Below are 23,154 nucleotides of genomic sequence, written 5' to 3'. Positions count from 1 at the left end.
TGATTCCCCCCCCCCCCCCCCGACTCGCCAAGCAAATGCGCTTCCCTGACAGGAGGGCCCTTCAACCGCCTGATGTTTGCACGCCAAGCAGATAGTGCTGCCTCCCGGCGTGCCGCTTTTTCAGCAGTCTGACTTTCCGGCGCAGCAAAAAAAAGCTTCAACCTGGCAGATTTTTCTGCGCGGTTGAAGCTTTTTCAAGCTACTCTTTCACGGAGCCGAGCGTAATTCCGTGAACGAAATATCGCTGGATGAACGGGTACAGAATAAGAATCGGCACCATTGAAATAATGATTTTGGCCGAGTTGAACGTCCGGTTGGATACGGCTAAAGCTTCGGCTAATTGCTCGGGGGACATTCCGGGCATCGTGCTTCCCGTCAATTGTACGAACAACGTTTGAATATACGTCTGCAGCGGATAATGCTCCGGTTTGTTCATCAGCACCAGCCCGTCGAAAAAGGCGTTCCAATGATGCACGATGCTGAACAGCGTGACGGTTGCGATCGCCGGCAGCGACAGCGGCACATACAGACGGAACATCGTGTACCACGGTCCCGCGCCGTCGATCGCTGCGGCTTCGGAGAGTTCCTTCGGCAAACCGCGAAAAAAGTTCATCAGCAAAATGACGTTAAACACGTTGACTCCGGTCGGAAGCACAAGCGCCCAGATAGTATCGATCAGTCCTAACTGCTTGATCGTCATAAACCACGGCACAATTCCGCCGTTGAACAGCATCGTAAAGACGAGAATCCACATATACACATTGCGCATGCGGAATTCCGCAGTTTCCTTCGATAGCGCGTAAGCCATTAAAACGGTCAGCACGAAGTTGATCGCCCCGCCGAGCGCAACCCTGTTCACGGAGTTTACGAACGAGTTGTAAAATTGGCTGTCGTTCAGCACTTTCGTGTAACTGGACCCCGTCGTCTGCACAGGCCACAAAATAACCTGCCCTGCGTCAGCCGCCGCTTTGCTGCTAAAGGATACGGCCAACGTATGCAAAATAGGAAAAAGGCATATGAGCGAAACGAGGATCAGAATCGCCAGGATGGCCCCGTCTGCGATCCGGTTGCGAATACTGTTACTGCCCACCATAGGCTATCGCCTCCCCGCTAAAATATTCGATAATTGGCAAATCGTCCGGCAAGCACATAAGACACGACGATCAGAATAAAGCTGACAGCCGATTTAAACAGCCCGACAGCCGTCGCCAAACTGTATTGAAGGTCGACAAGGCCTGCGCGGTATACGTAGGTGTCAATAATATCCGAAGACTGGTACACAACAGGATTGTACATATTGAAAATTTGATCGAAGTTGGCGTTCATCACGTTCCCCAGCGCCAATGTAGCGAGCAAAATAACCGTCGTCCGGAGCCCCGGCAGCGTAACGTGCCACAGCTGCTTCCAGCGGCCGGCGCCGTCGATCCCCGCCGCTTCGTACAAAGCGGGATTAATGGATGTCAAGGCGGCCAAATAGATGATCGTATTGAAGCCGAATTCTTTCCACACGTCGGTTCCGACCAGAATGACCGGGAACCAGGTATTGCTTCCGAAAAACATGATCTTCTTCATGCCCAGCAAGCCGAGCATTTGATTGACGATGCCGTCCAGGGAAAAAATATAGAAAAAGATCGTTGCCAGCAGTACCCATGACATAAAGTGAGGCAAATATACGATTGTTTGTATCCACTTTTTGGCGCTTCTTATCCTGACCTCGTTCAACAGCAGCGCAAACACGACGGGCACGATCAGGTTGGCGATAATTTTGGCAACGGCCAGTACGATCGTATTCGTTAAAAATTGCTTGCTGTCCGGCAGTTGAAACATATACACGAAATTATCGAAGCCGACCCATTCGGAATGGAAAATGCCCCGTGAAGGCTTGAAGTTTTGAAAAGCCATGACCGCCCCTAACATCGGCACGATGCTGAAGACAGCCAGCAGAATCATACCGGGCAGCAGCATGAGATGGTAATGCAGCTCATTGCGATTCATTTTCATCGGATGATCTCACCGCTTTCCGCTTGCTTGATTGGATCGGGGCCCCTGCAGCTACCCTACAGCCGGGAGCCCCTGCCTGACTTGCGATTATTTGGACTTCGCCGACGCTGCGACTTCCTTCGTAATTTCATCGCCGCCAAGCGATTTCCAGCGCGTGACAAAATCGTCGAACGAATCTACGGACTGCTGATTCATAATAATTTTCAGGAACGTTTCGTTTTCCAGCTTCTCAAGCGTCGACCATTTCGTTTCCATCGTGCGGGTCGTGCCGTAAAATACGCTGTACACTTTATCCATCGGCTTCTTGACCGCATCGCCGCCGACCAGGAAGGCGTAGGACGCTTTCCACGCGTTGATGTCTTTTTTCGGATTTTCTTTATCTTTCATGGCAAAATCATAAAGCTGCTTCGTGTCCTGATCCAATGTTTTCGGGTCAAGCCCGCCAGCCATCGCTTTTTGCACGTTGTCGCTGCGCTTCACGATCGCGTCCGCAAAGTCCAGCAGCAGATCGAAAGGATAGTAATTGCGGTTGTGCACGCCGGTTTGCGATTCGTAATCCGTCAGTTTTTTCGTCTGTTCGGCGTTCGGATCCTGGTTGCGTTCCAGACGGGTGAACACGTTCAGTTCCTTGACGACGGCTTCCGGGGTTTTGTAGCCTTTGCGCACAACGATGTAGCGGTCCGTTACCGGAGCCATGTGGGTGACGTACTTGCCGTTTGCATCCGTCGGAGCCAGCAGCGGAATCCATTCCGCTTTCGTATCGTTCGTTACGGCATCGCCGAGCGGGAAGTAAGGCGCCCACCATGGGCCGAAGAACATGCCGGCTTTGTTGGAGACGATCAGCTCCGTTGATTGCTTGCGCAGCGCGAATTCCTGATCGATCAGCCCGTCTTTATACCAGGACTGCAATTTGGCGAGCGCCTGTTTGTTTTCCGGCGTGATCGATCCGTAGACGACATTGCCGTCTTTATCTTTAATCCAGTTTTTCGGAAAAGCATGGAACGAATCGAACACCGCATCGAAGCCGCTGCTGTTCGGCTTTTGCCCCCAGACGACGGTTTTGTCCCCGGTTATTCCGACCGTATCCGCTTTGCCGTTGCCGTCAGGGTCCTGCTCCTTGAACGCCCTGGCGACTTTTTCGACATCGTCAATCGTCTTCGGCTCGGGCAAATTCAGCTTTTGCAGCCAGTCTTTGCGAATCCACAGCAAGTTCGGCGAATCGGCGTCGATGGCGACATTGGGCAATCCGAGCAGCTTGCCGTTAAATGTGGCGTCCTCCAGCGCTTTGCCGCCCGTGGACTGATAAATATCTTTGACCAGCTTGGACGCATATTTGTTATAGACATCCGTCAAATCCGCCAGCATGTCGTTATCGGCCAATTTGCGGAGCTGGTTGCGGTCTACGACCAATGCGTCCGGCAAATCGCTGCTGGCCATCGCCAGATTCACCTTTTGCGTATACGGATCGGTGCCGGGAGAACCGCCTTTCGCTTCCCAGGTGTGCACAACCTTAATATTGGTCAAGCTCTCCAAATACCGGGATACGGGATTGTTGTCGTTGGTGTCTCCGGAGGCCAGCTTGTTCGTCTCGGGAAGCGTAAAACCGATATTCAGCGTGACCGGCTGATCGTATTTTTGATAGGCCAGTTGTTCATTGGCTTCGGAGGTCGTTGCCGCTTTGCCGGAATTGGCGTCGCCGTTGGCCGTGCCGGGGCTCTTCCCGCTATCGGGCGCACTGCTGCATGCAGTGGCGAGCAGTGCCGCGGATACGAAGGCTGTAAACACTTTCAAAGTAACTTTCATCGTAATCCCCCTTGTTTGTATGTCGAATGCTTACACCGTTATTGTATAGGAATCCTGGCAAAGACCGGGAGAGAAAGCCGTTGCCCAGGCTCGTGCGGCTGTCTTGAGATTTCGGACGAATTTCTACCGGCATTAAACCAAATTCGTACCCCGGGCTTTGGAAACGCGGAATTCCGTAGGCAGCAGGCCGTTTTTGGCGCGAAACATTTTGCTGAAATATTTGTCGTCTTCAAAGCCGACGCGGGCCGCGATCTCGTAAACGGGATCATCGGTGCCGAGCAGCAGCTCTTCCGCCTTGCGCAAGCGCAAATCCCTCAGCACATGGCCGAACGAATCTCCGGCAAAACGTTTGAAGCATTGGCTGAAATAGCTTCGGCTCATGTTGACATGGAGCGCGACGCTTTCTTGGCTCAGCCGATCGCCGTCGCCAAGCCGGCTTGTCATATACAGCATCGCTTTCAGCAGGCTGCTCATCACTTCCCTGGACAGCTCAAGCTCGTTCGATCTACGCATCACCTCGTGTGCCATTTCCCGGAACCAGCGCTTCCACTCCGCCCATGACGCAATCCGGCTTGCTTCCGCAAGAAGATGCGGAGCTTCCGTATGCCAGTGAAACCATTCCTTCCATTCGGTTACAATCCCGCGGGCCAGCAGCCGAATGTTCCGTTCCCCGGGACGGACAGCTTCGATATGCGCCACGAAAGACTCCCACTCGTCCCGGTACAAAGCCCATCTCAGCTCCAAAGCCGCTTGAGCCCGCATCCCCCAGCTTTCATCCGGCTGCGCCTCGGAGGCTACGTCCAATTCGGCGGCCGATACGCCGGCATAAGCCGAACCCGGCTTCCATTCATAAAATAGCCACGCCCGGACTTGCCCGGCAAGCTTGTCCCGCATGGCTGACAATGAGTCCGGCGCAAGACCGGTCAGATGGAGAGCCCGCCCGCCCCCGCCGGACAAGTGCAGCTTGCGGAGCTCCTCTCCTACGTCGCCGCCGCCCCGCTGCTGGCGCAGCGGGATCAACCAAACGGGGCGATCCGCTTCCCCCGCCTCCTGCAGCTCGCCGAAAGCGTGGCGCAGCGCTTCTTTTTGCCCGGCCAGCGAATCCTCGGCCGGAACGAACGCCAGCGCTTCCTGCACCGGTGCCGCTGCCGAGGCGGATTCGCCGACATTCCAGGCGATCGATTGGCGGATCCGCTCTTCCGTGCGGATTCGCTCGACAATCCGGTTCATCACCTCGTCGATGCTGTCCATCTCGATCAATGTTTTCACGATGTAATCGATGGCACCGAGGCGCAGCGCTTCCTGCACGTAATCGAACTCATGATGGCACGTCAGCACAACCGTCCAAACGTGAGGATATTGGCGCCGCAGCTCAGCAATCAGCTCAAAACCCGACATGCCCGGCATCGTAATATCGGTGATCAGCAAGTCTACTTCCAGTTGACTCAGCAGCTCCAACGCGCCTCTCGCATGGCCCGCCTCGCCGACGATCGTCATTCCGTAAGACTGCCAATCGATCAGGGAAATAAATCCTTTCCGCACAAGTTTCTCATCGTCGACTACAATCGTTCTAATCATCCAGCTCCTCCTTATTTTTCACGGGAATATCGATCGTCACTGTCGTGCCTTCGTCAACTCGGCTATCAATCGAAAATTGCGCTTCATCGCCAAAATATTTCCGGATCAGCCGGTGCACGTACGAAATGCCGATGCCGAGCCCGCGCGGTCCTGCCGTTTCATCCTCGACCAGCAGGCGCTGCACCGCCTCTTCGCTCATACCCGACCCGTTATCCGTAATCTGAACGCGCACCCTTCCCGGCTTCAGCCACCGCACCGCCGTTTCAATGCGGGCCTCCCGGTCGCCGGAACCGTGATAGATCGCATTTTCCACGAGCGGCTGGAGAATGAACCTCGGGACCAGCACCTGGCCGACGTCCTGCTCCGCCTCGACGGTAAAGCCAAAATCGTGATCGTACCGGAGCTTTTGCAGCTCCATATAATTGTTCAAAGCTTCGATCTCATCATCCATCGTCACAATGATGCTCTGCTTGCCCATGTTGTAATGAAGCACCTTGACCAACAGGGAAACGAGCTTGTCAATCTCCTTCTGCCCGTTCATTCTGGCCAGCCACTGCACGGAATTAAGCGTATTGTGAAGAAAATGGGGATTGATTTGCGTGAGCAGCTTCTCGATCTCCAATTGGCTTTTCCGCTTCTCGTTTTGCTGGACTTCGACTATGAGCCGGTTGATCTGTTCCTTCATGACCTGAAAATTTTCGAGCAGAAAATCAAACTCCGCAACCTGCGTCATCTGCACCGGCATATCGCGGTTTTCCACCATGGACACGATTTCACGGTTCAGCTTGCGCATCGGGCGGTAAATCATGCGCCATATAAAATAAGCCAGCAGCAGGGCGAATACCAACGTGCCTACGCCGAAAAGCGCGGTCCGCAGCAGCCACCTGTCGATTTCGCTGTTAAACGTCGTTTTTTTAACGAGCGTCACCAGTTTCCAGCCCTGCGCGCTCTCGTGCTGAAACATCAGGTAGCCCCCGTACTCATGCTGCGATTGCAGCGCCTGGAGAAGCTTCGCTTCGCCGGTTTCGTCCGTTATCGCTGCATTTTCCATATAAGTAATTTTGCCCGACTGGTTGACAAGCAAATGTGCAACTTCCATGCCGTAAGCGCGTTGATTCAAAATATTGCGAAACAAATTGTAATTCGTTTCCAAATAAATATACAGCTCGCGCTTGTCGGATGTGGCAACGCTGCGGAAAGCTGAAAACACCATATTGCTGCTCCCGCTGTAGACGGTTTTATGGGGACCGGCATAAGAAGCTCCGTTGTAATCCGTGAAATGCGGCAAACGTCCGGGATCAAAAGCCTTGTTCACACTCAAATTCTCGAACATAATAGGATTGGAGGCGTTAGGCGCATAATAAAACGTAAGTCCGAGATACGGATTCGTAAAATTGACCAAAATCACTTTCTTTTGCATGTTTTCCATCAGTTGGGCTTTTTTATAAGTGTCCTTCTCGTCCATATAAGCTTGCACCTCGCTTACGATTTTATCGTCGAGCGCAAACTGCTTGGATGCAAAGTCCAGATTGTTGAGCGTATTTTCCAGGGCCACCCCCTCCTGGTTCAAGCTCGCTTGAATGCCGGACTGTATTTTATTTTTTAAAATGGAGTACGTTGACGAATACGTCATAATCCCAAACAGCGTTAAAGGCAAAATCGAGGCGGCCAGCACGCTGAGCACCAGACTCCGCCGCACGGAATTTTGCGACCATTGAAAAAGCACGTTTGTAAACCCTCTCATTTTAACTGCTCCCCGCTGCAAAAATACAAACGGCTGACGCGATTACCAGCGAATCGTCAACCGTTGTTTGTCTCATAATGTATTAAACCTCTTCGGGTTTGGCTAGTCAAGCCGCTGCATGAAAATGAATTTTTGCCGCCTATCAGCTATCTTTGACTGCCGGAAATAGTGTAAAATGCAATATAGACTCAAAAATATCGTTGATTCATTAGGAGATGCCAAAATGTCACATGAAGAAATTCTTTTAACCCCCGAGGGACTGCAGCAATTAGAGCTTGAACTTGAAGAGCTCAAAACCGTAAAGCGCAAAGAATTGGCGGCCCGCATAAAAACAGCTATCAGCTACGGCGATTTAAAAGAAAACAGCGAATATCATTCCGCCAAAGATGAGCAAGCTTTTATGGAAACCAGAATCCTTACGCTGGAAAAAATGCTGAAAGTAGCCCGCGTGGCTGACATCGGCGACACATCCGCCGTTCACGTCGGTTCCATCGTCATACTGAACGATTTGGAGTTTTCCGAAAAAGTGGAATACCGGATCGTCGGGCCTTCCGAAGCGAACGTTCCTGAAAACAAAATTTCATACGAAAGCCCTCTGGGAAAATCGCTCCTCGGCAAATCTGTAGGCGACATCATCACCGTCAACGCGCCTGTAGGCGAAATTAAGTATGAACTGCTTGAAATCAGAGCGGCGAATTAATGACGGGGTAAAAAAAAGAAAAGTCAGTATGCGCTTTCCGCGCAACTGACTTTTCTTCAAAATAAAGGAAACCCTATCCCTTAGGTTCCCCATGTAAACTATTTTATTGCTATGTGAACCTCAATTTCTCCATTCGGATCATATTTTTCAAAATCGTATGTATACGCTCTCTCCAGTGTACCTGTGCTCTCACGTTCCCATATCTTTCTCCAAGTGCTTATAACCCCATCTTCTTTTGTTGTGTCCACGTTAAAGATTTCATATTTCGCGTTAATCGGCACATCCAGTGAAGGCTCGCTGTTGCTATCTTCTATAGCAATGCTTAGCGAATAATCGCCCTTGTAGTCACTCTCGTAATCATGATAGACACCGTAGATCATCATATCTCGATTATTTAGACGATTAAAAGCCTCTTTCCACAATCCTCCAATCTTTTGCAGCAAAAGATCATCATTAAAATTATTAGTTCGTAAACTATTAATGATCGTTAATTTCACAAGTTTTCTTCCTTTCAAATTCACTGAATCGAATGTATGTTCTTACAATAAGTATATCAAGAATTTGGACGGGCATCAACTATTACTGTTCGGCTACGAATGAAGTTCACTTACATAATCGTGGTAAGCATCCGCCAACGTTTTTATGCCGGCCTCGATGCTTTCCGCGCTGACGTAGCTGAAGCAAACTCTCGCATAATTCAAGCCCTCCGCAGCGATATGAAAACTCCTCCCGTCCACAAAGCTGACGCCCCGTTCCTCGACAAATCGCAAAAACTGGCTCGCATTGAACCGTTCTTCAAACTTGAGCCATATAAAAAAACCGCCCTGCGGCAAATGAAATTCGATATGATTGCCCAAATGCCTCCGGATGGCGCCGGCCATCACGTCCCGCTGGCTGCGGTAATGATCGACCAGCCGCTTCAAATGCGCTTCAAAATCAATGTTATCCAGCAGCATGCCGACAATCTCTTGCGTGAAAACGCCTACGCTGCCTCCCAAGAGCAGCAGTCTTGTTTTGTCGATAATGGTTTTGTCGGCGATAATCCAGCCCAGACGAACGCCAGGCGCTATAATTTTGGAAAAAGTGCCGAAATAAATGACCCGCTGCGGCGATAACGTGTACAGCGGCTGGTTGTATTCGCCTGTGAAGTTCAGCTCCATATACGCATCGTCTTCCAAAATCCAGAAATTATACTCCTCCGCGAGCTTAACCAAATGCTTTCTCCGCTCCAGAGACATCGTAACCCCGCTCGGATTATGGAACGTCGGCATCGTATACAACAGCTTGGGAATCGGCTTGTTATGCAGCTTCGCTTGCTTCAGCGACTCTTCGACCGCATCCACGCGAAGCCCGTTCTCATCGATCGGAAAAGAAGTGATGTTCGCCTCAGCGACGCGAAACGCCTGAAGCGCCCCGAAAAACGAAGGGGCTTCCACCCAAACATGGTCGCCGGGATCGATAATCGCATTCGTCGCAATCGAAATGCCTTGCGTGGCGCCGTAGGTGACCAAAATGTTTTCGTTCTCCGCCTGAATGCCGTGCTTGCGGGCGCGATTTTTGATCCACGCCAATATTTTGCCGGGACCTTCCCCGCCGGAATATTGCAGCGCCTTTCTTCCCTGCAAAGCGATGGCTTGCGAGGCCGCCTTTTCCAGTTCGTCGATTGGAAACAGATCCGGCGCCGCAAATCCGAACGACAAATGGACATGGCCCGGCTTCATAACGGTCGTGCTGCCGATGGACGGCGTGGCGGGAACGCGTTTGGCAAAAGTTAATGACTCCAGCACATTGGACATGAGAAAGACCTGCCTTTTTCGCAAATTAAAAAGAAGCCAGGGCAGCCTGCGTGCAAAGCACTGCGGCCATCCCTAGCTTCCAGATTACCAGTCAGCTAAATTACAAGTATCATACTTGATTTGTTTTCTCATGTCTAATCGAAAACTTCTATTCAAACCGGCTTTGGATAGAAATTACTGCGGGCGCTTGGTGAACACCTGGAAAGTGACGCCGAACTTGTCCGTCACCATACCGTATGCAGGGCTGAAATGGATTTCGCCGAGCGGGATGTTAACTTGGCCGTTTTGCCGCAGCGCATCATACAACTGCCTGGAATGGTCCGCTTCGTCCACCACAATGCAGATGTTCACCTGCGCTCCCTTTGGATAAGCTTGGCCTGTTAGCGTATCGGAAACCATAAGCTCCGCTTCCCCGATTTTCAGCACGGAGTGGGCCACACGGTTTTTGGCTTCCGCGGGTATAGGGACTTGAGGGTCCTCCGGGCCCTCCCCAAACGTCTGTTTAAAAACGACCTTGGCACCCAGCGATTTTTCATAAAACTCAATAGCTTCGTGGGCATTTCCGTCCAGCATAATAAATGGGACCATTTGCATAATCATCGTCCGACAACTCCTTAAGTTCGTTTTTTTACCGGATGCATCCGGTTGTTCTACTTCTCCATTCTAGCTTATAATAGTGACAAGAACTGTCATAAACTAAAAAACGGAGCCGGCAGTACGGAGGAGCGGAATAGCCCCCATTGATCGATTGTAATTATTTGTATGCTCGTGGAGAACTATACACTTGAACCGCTGCGCGGACAGTGTAAAAAAGGCTGCACACCCGCAGCACAAAAAAGCCGCGTTCAATTTTCGACCAAGGTGATGTCATTATGGAAAAACATGCAATCAGGGAACGATTCAAGTTTTTGAATTTGACTTACGAATCCGTACATTTGGGAGTTTTGCTGGCTATCGTCGGAGGATTTCTGGATGCCTATACTTATATAGGCAGGGACGGGGTTTTTGCTACTGCGCAGACGGGGAATATGGTGCTGCTGGGAGCTGGGCTAGCCAAGGGCGAGTGGGCTCAGGCTTTGCTGCACGTACCGCCTATCATCGCGTTCGTATTGGGAGTGGTAGTGGCCGAGACGCTCAAGCATCCTCGTATCGTACAATTGCTGCGAGACGCGTCCCGGGCCGTGCTGCTTCTGGAGATTGTCGTGCTTGCGATTGTCGGTCTGCTGCCGCCGAGTGTGCCGAATATGGCGGTTTCGATCATTATCGCTTTTGTCGCGTCGGTTCAAATTTCATCGTTCACGAAGCTGATCAAATGGTCGTACAATACGACCGTTACGACCGGGAACTTGCGCACGGCGGCTCAGGCCGCATACCTGGCTATTTTCAAACATGACACGGAAGCCAGACAGTGCTGCATCGGGTTTTTCACGATCATCGCCTCGTTCTGTTTTGGAGCACTCATCAGCACTTTGGCCACTTTACAGTTGGGAGCACGGTCCATTTGGATTGCCGCGGCCGTACTTACGTATGCGTTATTGTTTTTCTCTTCCAATAGCCGGAAAAGCGTGTCAAAAGGATAAGTTCACAGCCCCGAATCAGCCTTCGGTGCGAATGATTTCCAAAGCCTGCTCCATTTTTCGTACATAGGCCTGATCCTGGTTCGAACACATGAATGATATGTCGGTGCTGCCGAGCGCATTCAATTGACCGCTGCTTTCCAATACTTGGATCAACCTTTTTACAGTGCCTGCGCTCCCGTCGATAATTTGGATATGCCCGGGCAAAAGACCGCTTAACAGGCGTTTATAAAAAGGATAATGCGTGCAGCCGAGAACGACTGTGCCGTATGCACTCAGGTCAAACCCGGAAAGCTTCGCTTTAAAATAATCCTCGACCGTGCGGCTGTCGAAATTCAGGCGCTCGCACAACTCGACCAGCTCCGGTAGCGGCAAGGAATCCACGATGCCCTTGTCGTCCGTGCGGGAAATCAGCTGGGCGTAATTCGATTGGCTCAGCGTTAGCTGAGTGGCGAACACCAGCACTCTTTTCCCGCTGGAGCGGTTCATTTCGACCGCCGGTTTGACTGCCGGCTCCATGCCGATGATCGGAATATCGTATGCGCTTCTCAATTCCGCGGCAGCTATGCTTGTGGCGGTGTTGCAAGCGATGACAAGAGCTTTCACGTCTTCTTTGATGATCGTATCCACCGCGTTTTTTACGTGCCGTTTGACCTCGTCCCGCGATTTCGTTCCATAAGGAACGTGGAGCGTATCCGCAAAATATAAAAATTGTTCTTTCGGCAGCTGCTTGATCGCCTTGTGCAATACCGTTATGCCGCCGAGTCCCGAGTCAAAAAAAGCTATTCTCATTGCTTTCACCTTATTATCTAAATTTTGCCTTTGTCAGGCGCTGTTCATTGCAATACTACTATCTTATATGCATTTGGCGCATCTGTCGAATATGGAATGAACATGAGATAAACCTCTATCGAGGTCTTTCGAAGATGAGCGACCGCGTTTAGAGGTAGGTTTATTCGCCAATAAGAATGTGTTCTACACGCTTTAGCGCTGTAAAGAACTTTAAGGTAAAAAGGCTGCTCCCGGGCAGCAGTCGCTGTTCAGGGGCAGCCATCGATATATGCAACGCTATGGCGTTTTGAAGGATTGGATCGCTTGATTCAGCTTGCCGGCAGCTTCAGGGTTGTCAGCAAGCGGCTTGTTCGAGCGAATGGATTGAACGATGCGGCTCAGCAGCTGCTCCGGCATCTCTACGTCGGGCGAAGTGGCCGTAAACGCCGCGATCAGGTTCAGTCCGGGCACCACAAAAATTCGCGGTCCTCCCGATCCCGCTGCATAAAACGTTTCGTACGCCGTCCCGCTGCCTTCGGGCAGCCCTTGGACCAAAGGCTTCGTCCACCACAAATAGCCGTACCCTCCCTGCGTTCCGTCGCCATAATTATGTACCACCCGTTTGATCAGCGACTCCCGGACCCACGATTTGGGAGCAATCGTCGCCCCGTCCCACCGGCCTTCATTCAAATACAGCAAGCCCAACTTGGCCATGTCGCGGACCGTCAACGCCATCGCCCATGCCCCGATGGTGTATCCTTGCGGATCATCGTTCCATTTGACATTCGCAATGCCGAGCGGCGCAAACAAGCGTCTTTTCGCATAGTCGAACAACGATTCGCCCGTCGCTTTATGCACAATTGCCGACAACAGATGCGCGTCTCCGTTGCTGTAGTTGAATATCGTACCGGGCCTGTGGCGGGAAGGACGCTCCAAAATGTTTTGAATCCAGTTCGGCGAATACATCATATCGACTGAAGCTTGATCGTTTTCGTTGCTCCATTCCAGCCCCGAGGTCATATATAACAAATGTTTGATCATAATTTCGGCTTTCAACGGATCGCCCGCCAGCTCGGGGAAAAATTCCGCAAGCGTCTGGTCGACGCTTTTCAGCTTGCGCTCGGCAAGGGCGATGCCCGTAAGCAGGGACGTAATGCTTTTCGTTACCGAACGCACATCTTGCGAGACGTCGGCTTGGGTGCCTTCATCGTACGCTTCCGCCACCAGCCACCCGTTGCGCACAATGACTAAACTGTGCACGTTCCGGGTGCGAAATTCCTCGAGCGCATCGGCGATCGCGGCCGCATCCATCCCCTGCGCCTCCGGCGCCGACGTTCTCCAGCCCTCGGTCGGCCAGTAATGACTCTTGTTGGCGCCGGCTTCCGCAAGGCCGGCTGCTTTCGTCAGCGATTTGTTGGCAAGGCTTATATAGTTTTTGTGTCCGCCCTCTGCAGAGACTGCAAGAGACAGGTCCGTTCCATGTCCGATACGTCTTTTCTTTTTGTTCCCCATACCCTCGTACCCTTCTAATTGTAAAATTATTCTACTTTATATAGGCATCTTACTCTTGAGATATGAATTAATTGTGATCTAAACCTTAAAGGAACATAAAAATTAGATGAAAATAACATTAAAATTTTAACATTTCGTCCGAAATGAGAACAACTTGAGGCTGTACTGTGAAAGCTGATTTTCTGGAAATGTCTGCGTAAATGCAGCAAAAAGACGACTCCGATTCATGTTCTGAACGAGAAGTCGTCTTTTTTGCAAGTTTGAATATTTTCTTAAGGCAATCTCCCAAAATGAACCGCTTCCATCGAAACCGGCTGATCATAACCAGTCCCCAGAGCTAACGCATCATTAGCGGCACGCAGAAAGCCTGCAAAAGTCAGGCTGCCCGATAAAATCGTGACAAAGGGCTATGGGAAACAGTGAAGCCCTATTTTGAGGGACAGCAGCTTTTTCTGGGCGCCGCACCTCTCCTTGTGAGGTCGCGGAACTGAACAAAATCGGCAAAAGACACCACCGTGGTAGGGAAAAAACCTGCGAAAGTGCAGTTTTTTTCTCTGAAATTGGCTTATTTGGGCGAAAAACCTGCAAAAGTGCAGGAATTTTCGCTAAAAGTGAACCTGAGCCCCTGTCCCCGCTGAAAAGCCTGCACAATTGCAGGAATTGTTCGTGGCTAGCGATCAAGAACGCAAATTCCTGTATTTCTGCAGGTTTTCTTCCTGCAGCCGGGCAGATTGTGGTTATCGCCTCTGACTCGGGGTTTTTTGGGCAGCCTGAAAAGTGCATGTTTTTGCTCCCAGATACGCCTGCCCGCGAATATGCAGCTTCAGCCCCATTTTTGCCGATAATTCCTGCACATTTGCAGGCTTTCGCCAAAACGAACCGTGTTCGCCGAAAATGCCTGTACTTTCGACTTTCGCAGGTTTTTCGGTACCCTGCCGAGCCGAATGGGCGGCCACTTTCAAGGAAGAAGCGCTTTAAATTCACCCGTCACTTGCTGATGTCCTTGATTTTCTTCATATGCCTCTTCGCGCTGCAAATTGAATTTTTCCATAATCGGAATGTCACTGACAGAGAACAAATACGCGTCTTCCGAAGCCGCATGTTCATGCCAAGCCCAGTTCGGCACGACGAGGAAATCGCCTTGCGACCAGTCAAACCGCGTTCCGTTGATGATCGTATGACCGGACCCTTTGAACACCTGATAAATGGTCGAGCTGGTGTGCCGGTGAGCTTTGGAACGGAAGCCGGCCGGCAATTTTTGCAGCCAAGCGGCGATGTTCGGATTAGCCGTTTGGCCATTCGACGGATTGATATATTCTACGGCGTACCCGTCATAAGCATCCGGCTCAAAGCGGCACAAGCTTTCAATGGCTGACACAGTTTGCGACCACTTGTAGCTGCCCAGGGGAGCGATTTTCGGCTTGCGGTCCGAAATCGGACGAACCATGCCTCCGGCATATCGCTGAGCCGTGTAATTATCCGGCACAGACGGCTGTTCAAGCCGTTCCGGATAGCTCTCAAAAAACGTGCCGCCAAGCGCATAAATGGTCGGAATGTCCAGAACATCCATCCAAATCATCGGCTGATCGCCGACATGGCCGTGCCCGTGCCACAGACCTGGGGGCGTGATCAGGAAATCGCCTTCTTCCATGAAAATACGCTCGCCCTGAACGATGGAATACGCCCCGCTTCCCCGCATAATGAACCGAAGCGCCCCCTGGGAATGCCGATGAGACGGCGCGGTTTCGCCCGGGAGCAACAACTGAACGGCGGCATAGAGCGTTTGGGTCGTCGAGGCCCAACCCCAAGGCTGGCGGTACGTCAATCCGGGGTTTTGGAAAAAGATGGCCCTTCTTTCCCCGCCGCGATCCGGCGTGAAAATGTCGCGCGCTTCCATAAGTTTGGTGTACAGCGTCTTCCATTTCCACAAATACGGTACGGCTTGCGGTGTCGGCTGCTTGTGCATCAAAGCCGGGATCGCGTTCCAAAGAGGGCCCAAATGATACCGCTCGATATCTTTGTTAAAATCCTGCACGATTTGACTTTGGAAAAAATCAAGTTGTTCTGCCATTGTCCAGTCCCCCTTATTTATTTGACTGAGTTCCTTCTTCAAACGCTTTCAGGTTGCGATGAATTTGATCCAGGTGCTTGTCAAGATGTTCAACCAGGAGATGATCGACGATAAATGACATCGGTTTTGTTCCAAATCGAGGATTGCGGCTAGGAGCCTCGGCGTTGAGGTCGGCATCGCTGAGCGAACCAAGCACTTGATGCACATGCTGCTTTGTATTCGCAATACCCTCCGCAACGCTTTGTACGGTGCGGGAGCCCGCCTGATCCACGGCCGCCAAGCGCGCTTCATGCTGCAGTCCGCGGCCCCATTCCGCTCCCGGGGCTTTGACCAGCCGCTCGATTTCTTGCAGCCAGTACGTCACCGCTTCTTCCACATGACACAAAATTTCCATGATGGACCATTGATCTGCCGCAGGTTTCCGGCGAATCACATCTTCCGGCAATTTTACAGTTTCGGCAATAATCCGGTCCGTCGCAGCGTGGACGTGCGCAATAGCCTCGTTCATATTCATGTTCCACTACTCCTTGTCTATGTTTTTGACCTGATTCTCAAGTACACCGACGCCGGCGATTTCAATGCGGACAACGTCTCCGCCTTTCAGGAACACCTGAGGATCGCGGGCAACACCTACCCCTCCAGGAGTGCCTGTCAAAATCACGTCTCCGGGCTCAAGGGTCATAAGATTCGACAAAAACTCCACCAAATAAGGAACCGTAAACACTAAATTCGCCGTATTCGTATGTTGGCGTTCTTCTCCGTTAACCTTGAGCACGACTTCCAGACCGGAAGCGTCATTCAGCTCATCGCGAGTAACCATCCATGGTCCCATCGGAGCGCTGCCTTCAACCGTTTTGCCTTGCAGCCATTGCAGCGTTCTTCTTTGGAGATCACGATACGTTACGTCGTTGACGATCGTATAACCGGCGACATATTGCAGCGCATCCTTTTCGGAAACGTTTCTGGCGCGCTTGCCGATGACAAAAGCGAGTTCGGCTTCATAATCAAGCTGTTCGGAGATCGGGTAGAAAGGAATATCGTCCTGAGGACCGATGATCGTATTTGCGAACTTCGCGAAGATGACAGGGTACGAAGGGAGCTCGCGGCCCATTTCCAAAATATGCTCGCGGTAATTGTGGCCGACGCAAATCATTTTTCCCGGGTTCAAAACGGGAGCCTCCAGCTTTACATCCGACACGCGATGGACGACCTTATATTTAAAATTGCCGGAGCTGTTGCGAACGAACTCGACTGCTTTCACAGCCAATTCCATACTTTGCTTCCCGCCTTGCAAAAATTCAACCATGTTGGCAGGAATAAACGCCTCGGCGATTTGCTGCGCGCGTAGCTGTCCCTCGGCTTCGAGCTGCGACAAGTAGGCATAATTCAAATCGATGACCTTGTCGTCAAGGATACAACCGATTCTCTTGTACGTTTCGTAGCTAAAACTTACTAATTTCATTTAAAATTCTCCTTTAGCAATGATTTTTTTAATAGATATTATAAATATAGAGAACTTATTTCTCTTATTATAGAATTAGAAGTGGTGTTTTTGTCAATACTGCTTTTCGTCGTAGTTCCAAAATAGGGTTGTCTATTATGAAGTTTGACACTTAGCCGAAATGGCCTTATTATCGAATTGGCGAGTGGGCATCACTAAATTGAACTCGGTTTTGGACAGGTGAGGAAAGATGGAGGATATCAAAAAAGGGACGGTTATCCAGTCCCTGCAAGTTGGACTTACGATTTTGAATTTAATTGCCAAGCATGGACAGCCCATGTCTTTTACGGACATATCCGAAAGGCTGGATATTACCAAAAGTAATTTGTACAAATATTTAAATACGTTTTGCCAAATGGGTGTATTGTACCGCGATAAGAAAAACAGTACATATATTTTGGGCAGCAAACTGATCGAATATGGGATGACTGCGGCTAATCAGGAAAATTTAGTGGACCGCGTTACCCCGTATTTGCACGAAATAACCCGGGAATGCAACGAAACGGCGCTGCTATCCGTGTGGACCGCGAACGGACCGGTGGTGGTGCAGCTTGTTAGCACAAGCCAGGGGTTTAACATCGGGGCCCAGTTGGGAACGAACCTGCCTCTTCTCTCAGCGGCGGGGAAAGTGTTTGCGGCATTTGCCGACCCGGTATTGATCGAGGAATGGAAAAAAAGCGAGCTGCAAAAGATCCCTTTTGACCGGCGAAAAGAGATGGATAAAGAAATTGAGGTTATACAGGCGGAGAAAATCGCTTTCGCGCGGGAGCCGCTAGTTCCGTCCGTTTCCTCCGTATCCGTGCCGATTATGAATTTTAAAAATCAGCTTTTAGGCGTACTGACCGTTGTCGGCTTCAATCATACGATCCCGGATCGCGCCGACGAACAATTGAGCCGGTACTTACTGAAAATGGGACAAGAACTTTCCGAAGGATTCGGGTATTCGTTATAAAAGAATCTGAGGCTGGCGACCCGGGTCAAATCGCCTGTGAAGTCTCGACAGGGCTGGGAGCTAGTGGGATAACACGCGCCGCTCCACCGGGGTAGTTCGTGGAACCGCGTAACTGGGCAGGCAGCAGCTTGGCAAAGAGAAAACCTGCAAAAGTGCAGGTTTTTTCTTCGAAATTGGTTCATTTTGGCGAAAAGCCTGCAAAAGTGCAGGTATTTTCGCTGAAAGTGAGTCTGAGTCCATGTGTTCGGCGAAAAGCCTGTACTTTTGCAGGAATTCAGCGTGGCCAGCGGTCAAGAACGAAAATTCATGTATTTTTGCAGGTTTTCTTCGTACAGCCAGGCAGATAGTGGCTATCGACTCTGATGTAGGGGTCTTGCACAGCCTGACCTGAGGCCAAGCCTCAGGTCTTTTTGCGCTTCATGCATTACAGCCGGCTGACACGCCTGCCCTTCACCAAATCCACGCCTCATCTGTCGAAGGCCAATGAACGCCATCCTCCCAAGCCAAAACGAACGATTCGTACCTGCGCTGCTCAGGACACGCATCCAAAGGGCCAAAATACCGCCCGATCGCCAACTTTTGCGACTGGTGCGCCTGCAAAGCTTTCGCTTTGACGGGCCAATAGGGTTTGGAATCAACGGTTAATGACGCGCGGCGCCCTTGTTCCAGCAGCGGATTGGACAAGACGTAGTACAGCTTTTTGACCGAAGGGCACCTTCCCTCCAGCACTGCTTTTGTCACTATGCGCGAGATAGCCATGTGGTCCGGATGATAGTTGCCCCCATCTTCAGGAAACGTAACCACAACCTGCGATTCGTGGACTTGAATAAAGTCCGCTACCCGCTGCACAAACGTTTGTTCCTCTGCCGTATTCAGTTTGCCGTCCGGGTAGCCCAGAAACTGCACGGCGGACAAACCGAGAATTTCGGCTGCCGTCCGCATCTCCTTCTCGCGGATTGCGGCCAGCTCCTCATCGGTGGCGTGGCTGTAGGCCCCATTCTTTTTCCCCGCCTCCCCATTCGTCGCCTGCAGAAGAACGGATTCGTTCGCCTCATCGGCAAGTTTGCGGATCAGCGCCGCACAAAGAAACGACTCATCGTCGGGATGGGCAAAAATAAACGCAACGGGCTTAGTCATTTCGGCAAGTCTCCTTTTTCATCTGCTGGTAGCAAATCTCCTTTTTATTTTAGCGCATTCCGGCTGCTATGTGTACAGCCCTGCCCGCGATGAAAATTCAAGGAATTGCTTTTCACCGTCATGGACAACCTACCAATGAAACGGGTTCAACCACAAATTCAACCGTCAAGGAGGCCGAAACCCGATGATGCTGACCGTCTTGCTTTCCGTGGCTTTCATCATCGCCGCCGTTGCATTTATTATGACCGTCGCAGTCATGCGCAAACAGCAAAACGATGAGCTGGACAAAGGAATGAACCTCACCTCGGTGCGCCATCCCTTTATAGCGAATCCGATTTTTATCGCGCTTGTGCTGTTTCCGTTTGCCGTCGTTTTGGGCGCGGCGATCTGGATGTATTATTTCCGCTGATTTGGAGGGGCAGACATGGACAGGGACAAATATTACGTATCCGTTCAATCGAGAACGATTATGCAAAATCAAGGCGACGCCGCGTACGAATTGGATATCCTCGCTACGCCCGAAGAGATTGTGATGCTTCAGGAATTGTTTGTGAACGAGGAAGATTACGATGAAGCGACTTTTTTCAGAACGCATGCGGCAGCCGTTCCTTACCATCACGATCACGACAATGACGGCCATGACGCCAGCCTGAAAGACATTTATCAAACACTGTACAACCTGGGAACGGCGGAGACGAAAGCTCATATCGAGCGCATGGGAATTTTAAGCGATTGAACATTCGCGGCTTATTTCATCCAACCGGGCGCCCACCAATTCCATTTGCCGAGCAGCTTCATTAAGGACGGTACCAAAATCATGCGGACCACCGTAGCGTCTATGAAAATAGCGGCCGCAATGCCGACGCCCAACTGCTTGACTCCGGCAACTTCTCCGAATGCGAACGGTGCTGTCACCGCAATCATAATGGCCGCGGCCGAGGTGATGATTTTGCCCGTTGAAGCCAGTCCTGTCCTTACTGCGAGGTCGTTGTCCGGCTGGCGGCGGTAGGCCTCGCAAATGCGCGATACCAGGAATACCCCGTAATCCATGCTGATGCCGAAAACGAGCCCGAAAATAAATACGGGAATCATAATGGCAATCCGGTCCGGTTCCATCCCCAAATGACCCTCCTGGAAAATCCATACAAGAATGCCAAACGAGGCTCCTATGCCGAGCAAGTTCATGACAATCGTTTTGAGCGGAATAAGAACGGAGCGGAAAGCGACAAACAGGACAACGAAATTGGAAATAAAAATAAATGCGAATACTTTTCCGATATGTTCAAAAATAGCGTCAAAAACTTCCTGCTCGTACTTCGGCTCCCCGCCAATAAGAAAAGGAATGCTTCCCGCCTTCCCCTCCTCCTCCCACTGCCTGACCCAATTGAGCGTTGCCGGCGCAGCCCGATCTCCTTTTAACATGACATGAATCAGGACGGGAATCTCCCTCACGGTAGGTCCGGACATCGCAGGCCAGCCGGGTGAAACGAGCTGCGCCCGCTGCACGTACGGGTCGCTTTCCAGTCTGCGCAGCAACGCGTCAAGCTTGCGCCGCCCGTCCTCCTGCTTCAAGAAGCGCGTGCTCTCTTGGACGGCGATATAAACCTGCGAAGTGACCGGCGAAGCAAAATGCGCTTGATACGCTTCGGCGGCCGCGCGGGAATCGTAGCCTTTCGGCAAGGAAGCGGCGTCCGGAATGGCGACCTTCATTTGGCTTAAAGGCAGGAAGCATACGAGCAGCAGCAGCGAGGCCAGAATGGCCGATCGCGCCGGCTTTTTCATGGCGTACAGTGACAATCCGTACCAAAAGTTCGCTTTTCCCGGCCTGGCAGCGGGCCTGCTTTCCGCTTGAATCGCCGGCCATACAAACGAAAACAGCGCAGGCAGCAAAGTGAACGTCAGCAGCACCGACACGGCGAGCACCGCCATCGCGCCTAGAGCAACCGTAGCGAACATCGGCAGCGGGATAAACAATATCCCCGCTAAACCGAGAAATACGCATGCTGAGGAAAATAACACGGCCTTCCCCGCTGTACGCGCGGTGGCGAGAAACGCCTGTTCCGGAGCGGCGTGCCTTAGCTCCTCGCGAAACCGGCTGACCAGCATAAGCGCAAAATCGATGCTGAGCGCCAGGCCCACCATCGGAATGACATTCAACACAAAATTGGAAACTTCAATCGCCGTGCCGATCCTATACATCAACCCCATAGTGACCGTCACTCCGATAACGCCGGCGATTACGGGAATCATCGCGGAGACGATGCCGCCAAAAGCGAGCCACAATATACAAAAAGCGGCCGGAATGCCAATCAGCTCGGCGCTCAGCAAATCACGCCGGCTGGCCGCGTTTACATCCGCCTGCACCGCGGATTTCCCCGTCACCGTCACGGTGATGGAAGACTGCTTCGGCAGCCGCCGATGAATGTCATCAAGAACCGGTTTCATTTCATACGGCTTTTGCTGAAAGCCGAGAAGCGCGTAAGCGTAATTGCCGTCAAGCATGTCCGGCTTTTCCAGCGGCGACGCAGAGAAGCTCAAACCTTCGATTCCGTGAAGGCTCAGCATCGTTTGCCGGATGAACTTGCGGAATTGCTCACCGGAAACGTGCTGCCGTTTTTCAAACACAAGGATAACAGGCTCTTCGGGAATGTGGAAATTAGCGGCCAGGATGCGCTGAACCTGGGCATAGGAGCCATCCGGCCGCAAGCCGTGATCTTTCAGGACGGAAGCCAGTCTGGGGGCGTCCTGCCCGACCAGCAGCAGGAGCAGCGTCCACAGCACGACGATGCTTTTCGGATATCGCAGCGGCAGAACGGCAAGCTTGCGGAAGCCCATATCCGCGCTCTCCTACACATCTAACTGCCGGTTCGGATTGCTTTCTTTCAACCGGGTCCTCTGCACAAAGCCCGACGCCAGTCCCGGCGCGGCATGCGCAAGTCCAAGCAAAACCCGCGGCAAGACCGGGACGCCCAGCAGCCGGTGCACAAGCGTTCCCCACCTCAGGGGGCCCGTGAATTCCCTGCGGACGGACGCAGCGTAATCGCGCTGCCAGTCCGTGAGCGAGATCGCTCCCCGCAAAAAGCGGTCGGCATACGACGCGCACAGCTCGGCCGAGCGCAGAGCCATCGACATGCCGTCGCCGCAAAGCGGCGGGATCATCGAGACTGCGTCCCCTGCGAGGGGAATCTCGTCCCACGCAAGCGGTTTGCGGCTCAGCTCAACCGGCGCAACGGCCGCCTGGGTTCCCGCAACCGGAGCGCCTTGCGCCAGCTTTTCCCGCAGCCTTGGACTACGGCGGGCGGCGGCTTCTATCATCGCCGGAATCGTTTTGTGCGCGTTGTCGGCAACACTTCTTGCCAGCAGCGCCGCGACATTGACGAGTCCGTTCTCAACGGGTGAAATGCCCAAGTACCCGCCGGAAAAAAAATAGAGCTCAACAACCGGCTCCATGTCGATTCCGCTATAGTGGGATTTTACGCCCACATAGGCATGTTTGGCGGAAGCGGCGGGCTTCCGGCCCGGCAGCCCCTTGGCGCCACACGCGGCGATGACGATCCGCGCCCGAAAGGTGGCTGCCGCCTTGTGCCGGCGCGCTTCAACCGTGTACCCTGCGGCATCGGGGTACACGTTCGTTACCGTCGTCGCGGTGTGCAGCCGCACGCCCGACCTTACCGCGGCGCCGTGAAGCGCGGAGTCGAGCGCATACCGGCTCACGCCCCAGGCGGTGCCGGGCAAAGCAATGCCCAGCGGGGCGCCGCCGCCGGGGATCAGACTCGCCCGATGGATCGGACGAGGACAAAGCGCTTCCACGGTCTCGCGCAGCCCGAGCGCCGCCAGCGTGCTTTGCGATTCCGGGGACAGAAATTCCCCGCAAACTTTATGGCGCGGAAACAGCCGGCGGTCGATCAGCACCGTCTCCCACCCTTTGTCCGCGAGAGCTTTGGCCAGGCTGCTCCCGGCAATTCCCGCGCCCAGAACCGCCGCATCGTAGTACCCGTTCATCGTCCTCAA

The 23,154-nt window shown here is 52.2% G+C and carries 21 protein-coding genes; 5 read left to right on the top strand and 16 right to left on the bottom strand.

Features of this window, described 5'->3' with window-relative positions:
• Nucleotides 1-199: 199 nt before the first annotated feature.
• The 5 genes from AC0LWT_RS08790 to AC0LWT_RS08770 form a co-directional block, all read right to left on the bottom strand.
• On the bottom strand, nucleotides 200-1,093 hold the full coding sequence (locus tag AC0LWT_RS08790) for a carbohydrate ABC transporter permease (RefSeq protein WP_474680857.1): 894 nt from the start codon (nucleotides 1,091-1,093) through the stop codon (nucleotides 200-202).
• A 17-nt stretch (nucleotides 1,094-1,110) separates the two neighbouring features.
• The gene (locus AC0LWT_RS08785) at nucleotides 1,111-2,001 is read right to left on the bottom strand and encodes an ABC transporter permease (RefSeq protein WP_474680856.1); all 891 of its coding nucleotides are present in this window, start codon (nucleotides 1,999-2,001) and stop codon (nucleotides 1,111-1,113) included.
• Between the two features lie 87 nt (nucleotides 2,002-2,088).
• Nucleotides 2,089-3,804: an extracellular solute-binding protein gene (locus AC0LWT_RS08780; RefSeq protein ID WP_474680855.1), complete on the bottom strand. Its 1,716-nt coding sequence runs from the start codon at nucleotides 3,802-3,804 to the stop codon at nucleotides 2,089-2,091.
• 132 nt (nucleotides 3,805-3,936) lie between these two features.
• A complete protein-coding gene (locus AC0LWT_RS08775) occupies nucleotides 3,937-5,382 on the bottom strand; it encodes a response regulator (protein ID WP_474680854.1) in 1,446 nt (481 codons plus the stop codon).
• Nucleotides 5,375-7,126, bottom strand: a complete 1,752-nt coding sequence (locus AC0LWT_RS08770) for a sensor histidine kinase (RefSeq protein WP_474680853.1) — start codon at nucleotides 7,124-7,126, stop codon at nucleotides 5,375-5,377. The genes AC0LWT_RS08775 and AC0LWT_RS08770 overlap by 8 nt, the downstream gene beginning before the upstream one ends.
• Before the next feature lie 223 nt (nucleotides 7,127-7,349).
• On the opposite strand from AC0LWT_RS08770, the gene greA reads away from it, so the two are divergent.
• Nucleotides 7,350-7,826 carry a transcription elongation factor GreA gene (greA, locus tag AC0LWT_RS08765; RefSeq protein ID WP_474680852.1) on the top strand — a complete coding sequence of 159 codons (477 nt, stop codon included), beginning with the start codon at nucleotides 7,350-7,352 and terminating at the stop codon, nucleotides 7,824-7,826.
• Nucleotides 7,827-7,924: 98 nt separating this feature from the next.
• On the opposite strand, the gene AC0LWT_RS08760 is transcribed toward greA, so the two are convergent.
• The 3 genes from AC0LWT_RS08760 to AC0LWT_RS08750 form a co-directional block, all read right to left on the bottom strand.
• A complete protein-coding gene (locus tag AC0LWT_RS08760; RefSeq protein ID WP_474680851.1) occupies nucleotides 7,925-8,323 on the bottom strand; it encodes a GyrI-like domain-containing protein in 399 nt (132 codons plus the stop codon).
• Nucleotides 8,324-8,416: 93 nt separating this feature from the next.
• A complete protein-coding gene (locus AC0LWT_RS08755) occupies nucleotides 8,417-9,622 on the bottom strand; it encodes an aminotransferase-like domain-containing protein (protein ID WP_474680850.1) in 1,206 nt (401 codons plus the stop codon).
• Nucleotides 9,623-9,796: 174 nt separating this feature from the next.
• Entirely contained in the window at nucleotides 9,797-10,222 is a 426-nt protein-coding gene (locus tag AC0LWT_RS08750; protein ID WP_474680849.1) for a VOC family protein, read from the bottom strand.
• 272 nt (nucleotides 10,223-10,494) lie between these two features.
• Between AC0LWT_RS08750 and AC0LWT_RS08745 the strand changes: the two genes are divergently transcribed.
• Nucleotides 10,495-11,202 (top strand): YoaK family protein, encoded by a 708-nt coding sequence (locus AC0LWT_RS08745; RefSeq protein ID WP_474680848.1) that lies wholly within the window; start codon nucleotides 10,495-10,497, stop codon nucleotides 11,200-11,202.
• Between the two features lie 15 nt (nucleotides 11,203-11,217).
• Here AC0LWT_RS08745 and murI read toward each other — a convergent pair whose 3' ends face one another.
• The 5 genes from murI to AC0LWT_RS08720 all read right to left on the bottom strand — a co-directional run bounded on the left by murI (nucleotide 11,218) and on the right by AC0LWT_RS08720 (nucleotide 17,015).
• Nucleotides 11,218-11,991: a glutamate racemase gene (gene murI / locus AC0LWT_RS08740; protein WP_474680847.1), complete on the bottom strand. Its 774-nt coding sequence runs from the start codon at nucleotides 11,989-11,991 to the stop codon at nucleotides 11,218-11,220.
• Nucleotides 11,992-12,267: 276 nt separating this feature from the next.
• Nucleotides 12,268-13,482 (bottom strand): serine hydrolase domain-containing protein, encoded by a 1,215-nt coding sequence (locus AC0LWT_RS08735; protein WP_474680846.1) that lies wholly within the window; start codon nucleotides 13,480-13,482, stop codon nucleotides 12,268-12,270.
• Between the two features lie 958 nt (nucleotides 13,483-14,440).
• Nucleotides 14,441-15,553, bottom strand: a complete 1,113-nt coding sequence (locus AC0LWT_RS08730; RefSeq protein WP_474680845.1) for a cupin domain-containing protein — start codon at nucleotides 15,551-15,553, stop codon at nucleotides 14,441-14,443.
• 13 nt (nucleotides 15,554-15,566) lie between these two features.
• Nucleotides 15,567-16,067: a DinB family protein gene (locus tag AC0LWT_RS08725; RefSeq protein WP_474680844.1), complete on the bottom strand. Its 501-nt coding sequence runs from the start codon at nucleotides 16,065-16,067 to the stop codon at nucleotides 15,567-15,569.
• Between the two features lie 6 nt (nucleotides 16,068-16,073).
• Nucleotides 16,074-17,015 (bottom strand): fumarylacetoacetate hydrolase family protein, encoded by a 942-nt coding sequence (locus AC0LWT_RS08720; protein WP_474680843.1) that lies wholly within the window; start codon nucleotides 17,013-17,015, stop codon nucleotides 16,074-16,076.
• A 229-nt stretch (nucleotides 17,016-17,244) separates the two neighbouring features.
• Here AC0LWT_RS08720 and AC0LWT_RS08715 point away from each other — a divergent pair, with 229 nt between their 5' ends.
• The gene (locus tag AC0LWT_RS08715; protein WP_474680842.1) at nucleotides 17,245-18,006 is read left to right on the top strand and encodes an IclR family transcriptional regulator; all 762 of its coding nucleotides are present in this window, start codon (nucleotides 17,245-17,247) and stop codon (nucleotides 18,004-18,006) included.
• A gap of 450 nt (nucleotides 18,007-18,456) precedes the next feature.
• Here AC0LWT_RS08715 and AC0LWT_RS08710 read toward each other — a convergent pair whose 3' ends face one another.
• The gene (locus AC0LWT_RS08710) at nucleotides 18,457-19,143 is read right to left on the bottom strand and encodes a PIG-L deacetylase family protein (protein ID WP_474680841.1); all 687 of its coding nucleotides are present in this window, start codon (nucleotides 19,141-19,143) and stop codon (nucleotides 18,457-18,459) included.
• Nucleotides 19,144-19,327: 184 nt separating this feature from the next.
• On the opposite strand from AC0LWT_RS08710, the gene AC0LWT_RS08705 reads away from it, so the two are divergent.
• Both AC0LWT_RS08705 and AC0LWT_RS08700 read left to right on the top strand, forming a co-directional pair.
• Nucleotides 19,328-19,552, top strand: coding sequence for a hypothetical protein (locus AC0LWT_RS08705; RefSeq protein ID WP_474680840.1), 225 nt, complete (start codon nucleotides 19,328-19,330; stop codon nucleotides 19,550-19,552).
• Between the two features lie 15 nt (nucleotides 19,553-19,567).
• Nucleotides 19,568-19,879 (top strand): hypothetical protein, encoded by a 312-nt coding sequence (locus tag AC0LWT_RS08700; RefSeq protein ID WP_474680839.1) that lies wholly within the window; start codon nucleotides 19,568-19,570, stop codon nucleotides 19,877-19,879.
• A gap of 11 nt (nucleotides 19,880-19,890) precedes the next feature.
• On the opposite strand, the gene AC0LWT_RS08695 is transcribed toward AC0LWT_RS08700, so the two are convergent.
• Both AC0LWT_RS08695 and AC0LWT_RS08690 read right to left on the bottom strand, forming a co-directional pair.
• Nucleotides 19,891-21,978, bottom strand: a complete 2,088-nt coding sequence (locus tag AC0LWT_RS08695; RefSeq protein WP_474680838.1) for an MMPL family transporter — start codon at nucleotides 21,976-21,978, stop codon at nucleotides 19,891-19,893.
• A 12-nt stretch (nucleotides 21,979-21,990) separates the two neighbouring features.
• On the bottom strand, nucleotides 21,991-23,145 hold the full coding sequence (locus AC0LWT_RS08690; protein WP_474680837.1) for an NAD(P)/FAD-dependent oxidoreductase: 1,155 nt from the start codon (nucleotides 23,143-23,145) through the stop codon (nucleotides 21,991-21,993).
• Nucleotides 23,146-23,154 lie beyond the last annotated feature (9 nt).

The sequence above is a fragment of the Paenibacillus sp. sgz302164 genome (assembly GCF_056120505.1).
This window is presented reverse-complemented; position numbering and strand designations above follow the sequence as displayed.

What these genes read in the sequence shown, in the direction of transcription:
- AC0LWT_RS08790 (WP_474680857.1), bottom strand. Translation starts at nt 1,093, where the DNA reads ATGGTGGGCAGTAACAGTATTCGCAACCGGATCGCAGACGGGGCCATC.
- AC0LWT_RS08785 (WP_474680856.1), bottom strand. Translation starts at nt 2,001, where the DNA reads ATGAAAATGAATCGCAATGAGCTGCATTACCATCTCATGCTGCTGCCC.
- AC0LWT_RS08780 (WP_474680855.1), bottom strand. Translation starts at nt 3,804, where the DNA reads ATGAAAGTTACTTTGAAAGTGTTTACAGCCTTCGTATCCGCGGCACTG.
- AC0LWT_RS08775 (WP_474680854.1), bottom strand. Translation starts at nt 5,382, where the DNA reads ATGATTAGAACGATTGTAGTCGACGATGAGAAACTTGTGCGGAAAGGA.
- AC0LWT_RS08770 (WP_474680853.1), bottom strand. Translation starts at nt 7,126, where the DNA reads ATGAGAGGGTTTACAAACGTGCTTTTTCAATGGTCGCAAAATTCCGTG.
- greA (WP_474680852.1), top strand. Translation starts at nt 7,350, where the DNA reads ATGTCACATGAAGAAATTCTTTTAACCCCCGAGGGACTGCAGCAATTA.
- AC0LWT_RS08755 (WP_474680850.1), bottom strand. Translation starts at nt 9,622, where the DNA reads ATGTCCAATGTGCTGGAGTCATTAACTTTTGCCAAACGCGTTCCCGCC.
- AC0LWT_RS08750 (WP_474680849.1), bottom strand. Translation starts at nt 10,222, where the DNA reads ATGATTATGCAAATGGTCCCATTTATTATGCTGGACGGAAATGCCCAC.
- AC0LWT_RS08745 (WP_474680848.1), top strand. Translation starts at nt 10,495, where the DNA reads ATGGAAAAACATGCAATCAGGGAACGATTCAAGTTTTTGAATTTGACT.
- murI (WP_474680847.1), bottom strand. Translation starts at nt 11,991, where the DNA reads ATGAGAATAGCTTTTTTTGACTCGGGACTCGGCGGCATAACGGTATTG.
- AC0LWT_RS08735 (WP_474680846.1), bottom strand. Translation starts at nt 13,482, where the DNA reads ATGGGGAACAAAAAGAAAAGACGTATCGGACATGGAACGGACCTGTCT.
- AC0LWT_RS08730 (WP_474680845.1), bottom strand. Translation starts at nt 15,553, where the DNA reads ATGGCAGAACAACTTGATTTTTTCCAAAGTCAAATCGTGCAGGATTTT.
- AC0LWT_RS08725 (WP_474680844.1), bottom strand. Translation starts at nt 16,067, where the DNA reads ATGAATATGAACGAGGCTATTGCGCACGTCCACGCTGCGACGGACCGG.
- AC0LWT_RS08720 (WP_474680843.1), bottom strand. Translation starts at nt 17,015, where the DNA reads ATGAAATTAGTAAGTTTTAGCTACGAAACGTACAAGAGAATCGGTTGT.
- AC0LWT_RS08715 (WP_474680842.1), top strand. Translation starts at nt 17,245, where the DNA reads ATGGAGGATATCAAAAAAGGGACGGTTATCCAGTCCCTGCAAGTTGGA.
- AC0LWT_RS08710 (WP_474680841.1), bottom strand. Translation starts at nt 19,143, where the DNA reads ATGACTAAGCCCGTTGCGTTTATTTTTGCCCATCCCGACGATGAGTCG.
- AC0LWT_RS08705 (WP_474680840.1), top strand. Translation starts at nt 19,328, where the DNA reads ATGATGCTGACCGTCTTGCTTTCCGTGGCTTTCATCATCGCCGCCGTT.
- AC0LWT_RS08700 (WP_474680839.1), top strand. Translation starts at nt 19,568, where the DNA reads ATGGACAGGGACAAATATTACGTATCCGTTCAATCGAGAACGATTATG.
- AC0LWT_RS08695 (WP_474680838.1), bottom strand. Translation starts at nt 21,978, where the DNA reads ATGGGCTTCCGCAAGCTTGCCGTTCTGCCGCTGCGATATCCGAAAAGC.
- AC0LWT_RS08690 (WP_474680837.1), bottom strand. Translation starts at nt 23,145, where the DNA reads ATGAACGGGTACTACGATGCGGCGGTTCTGGGCGCGGGAATTGCCGGG.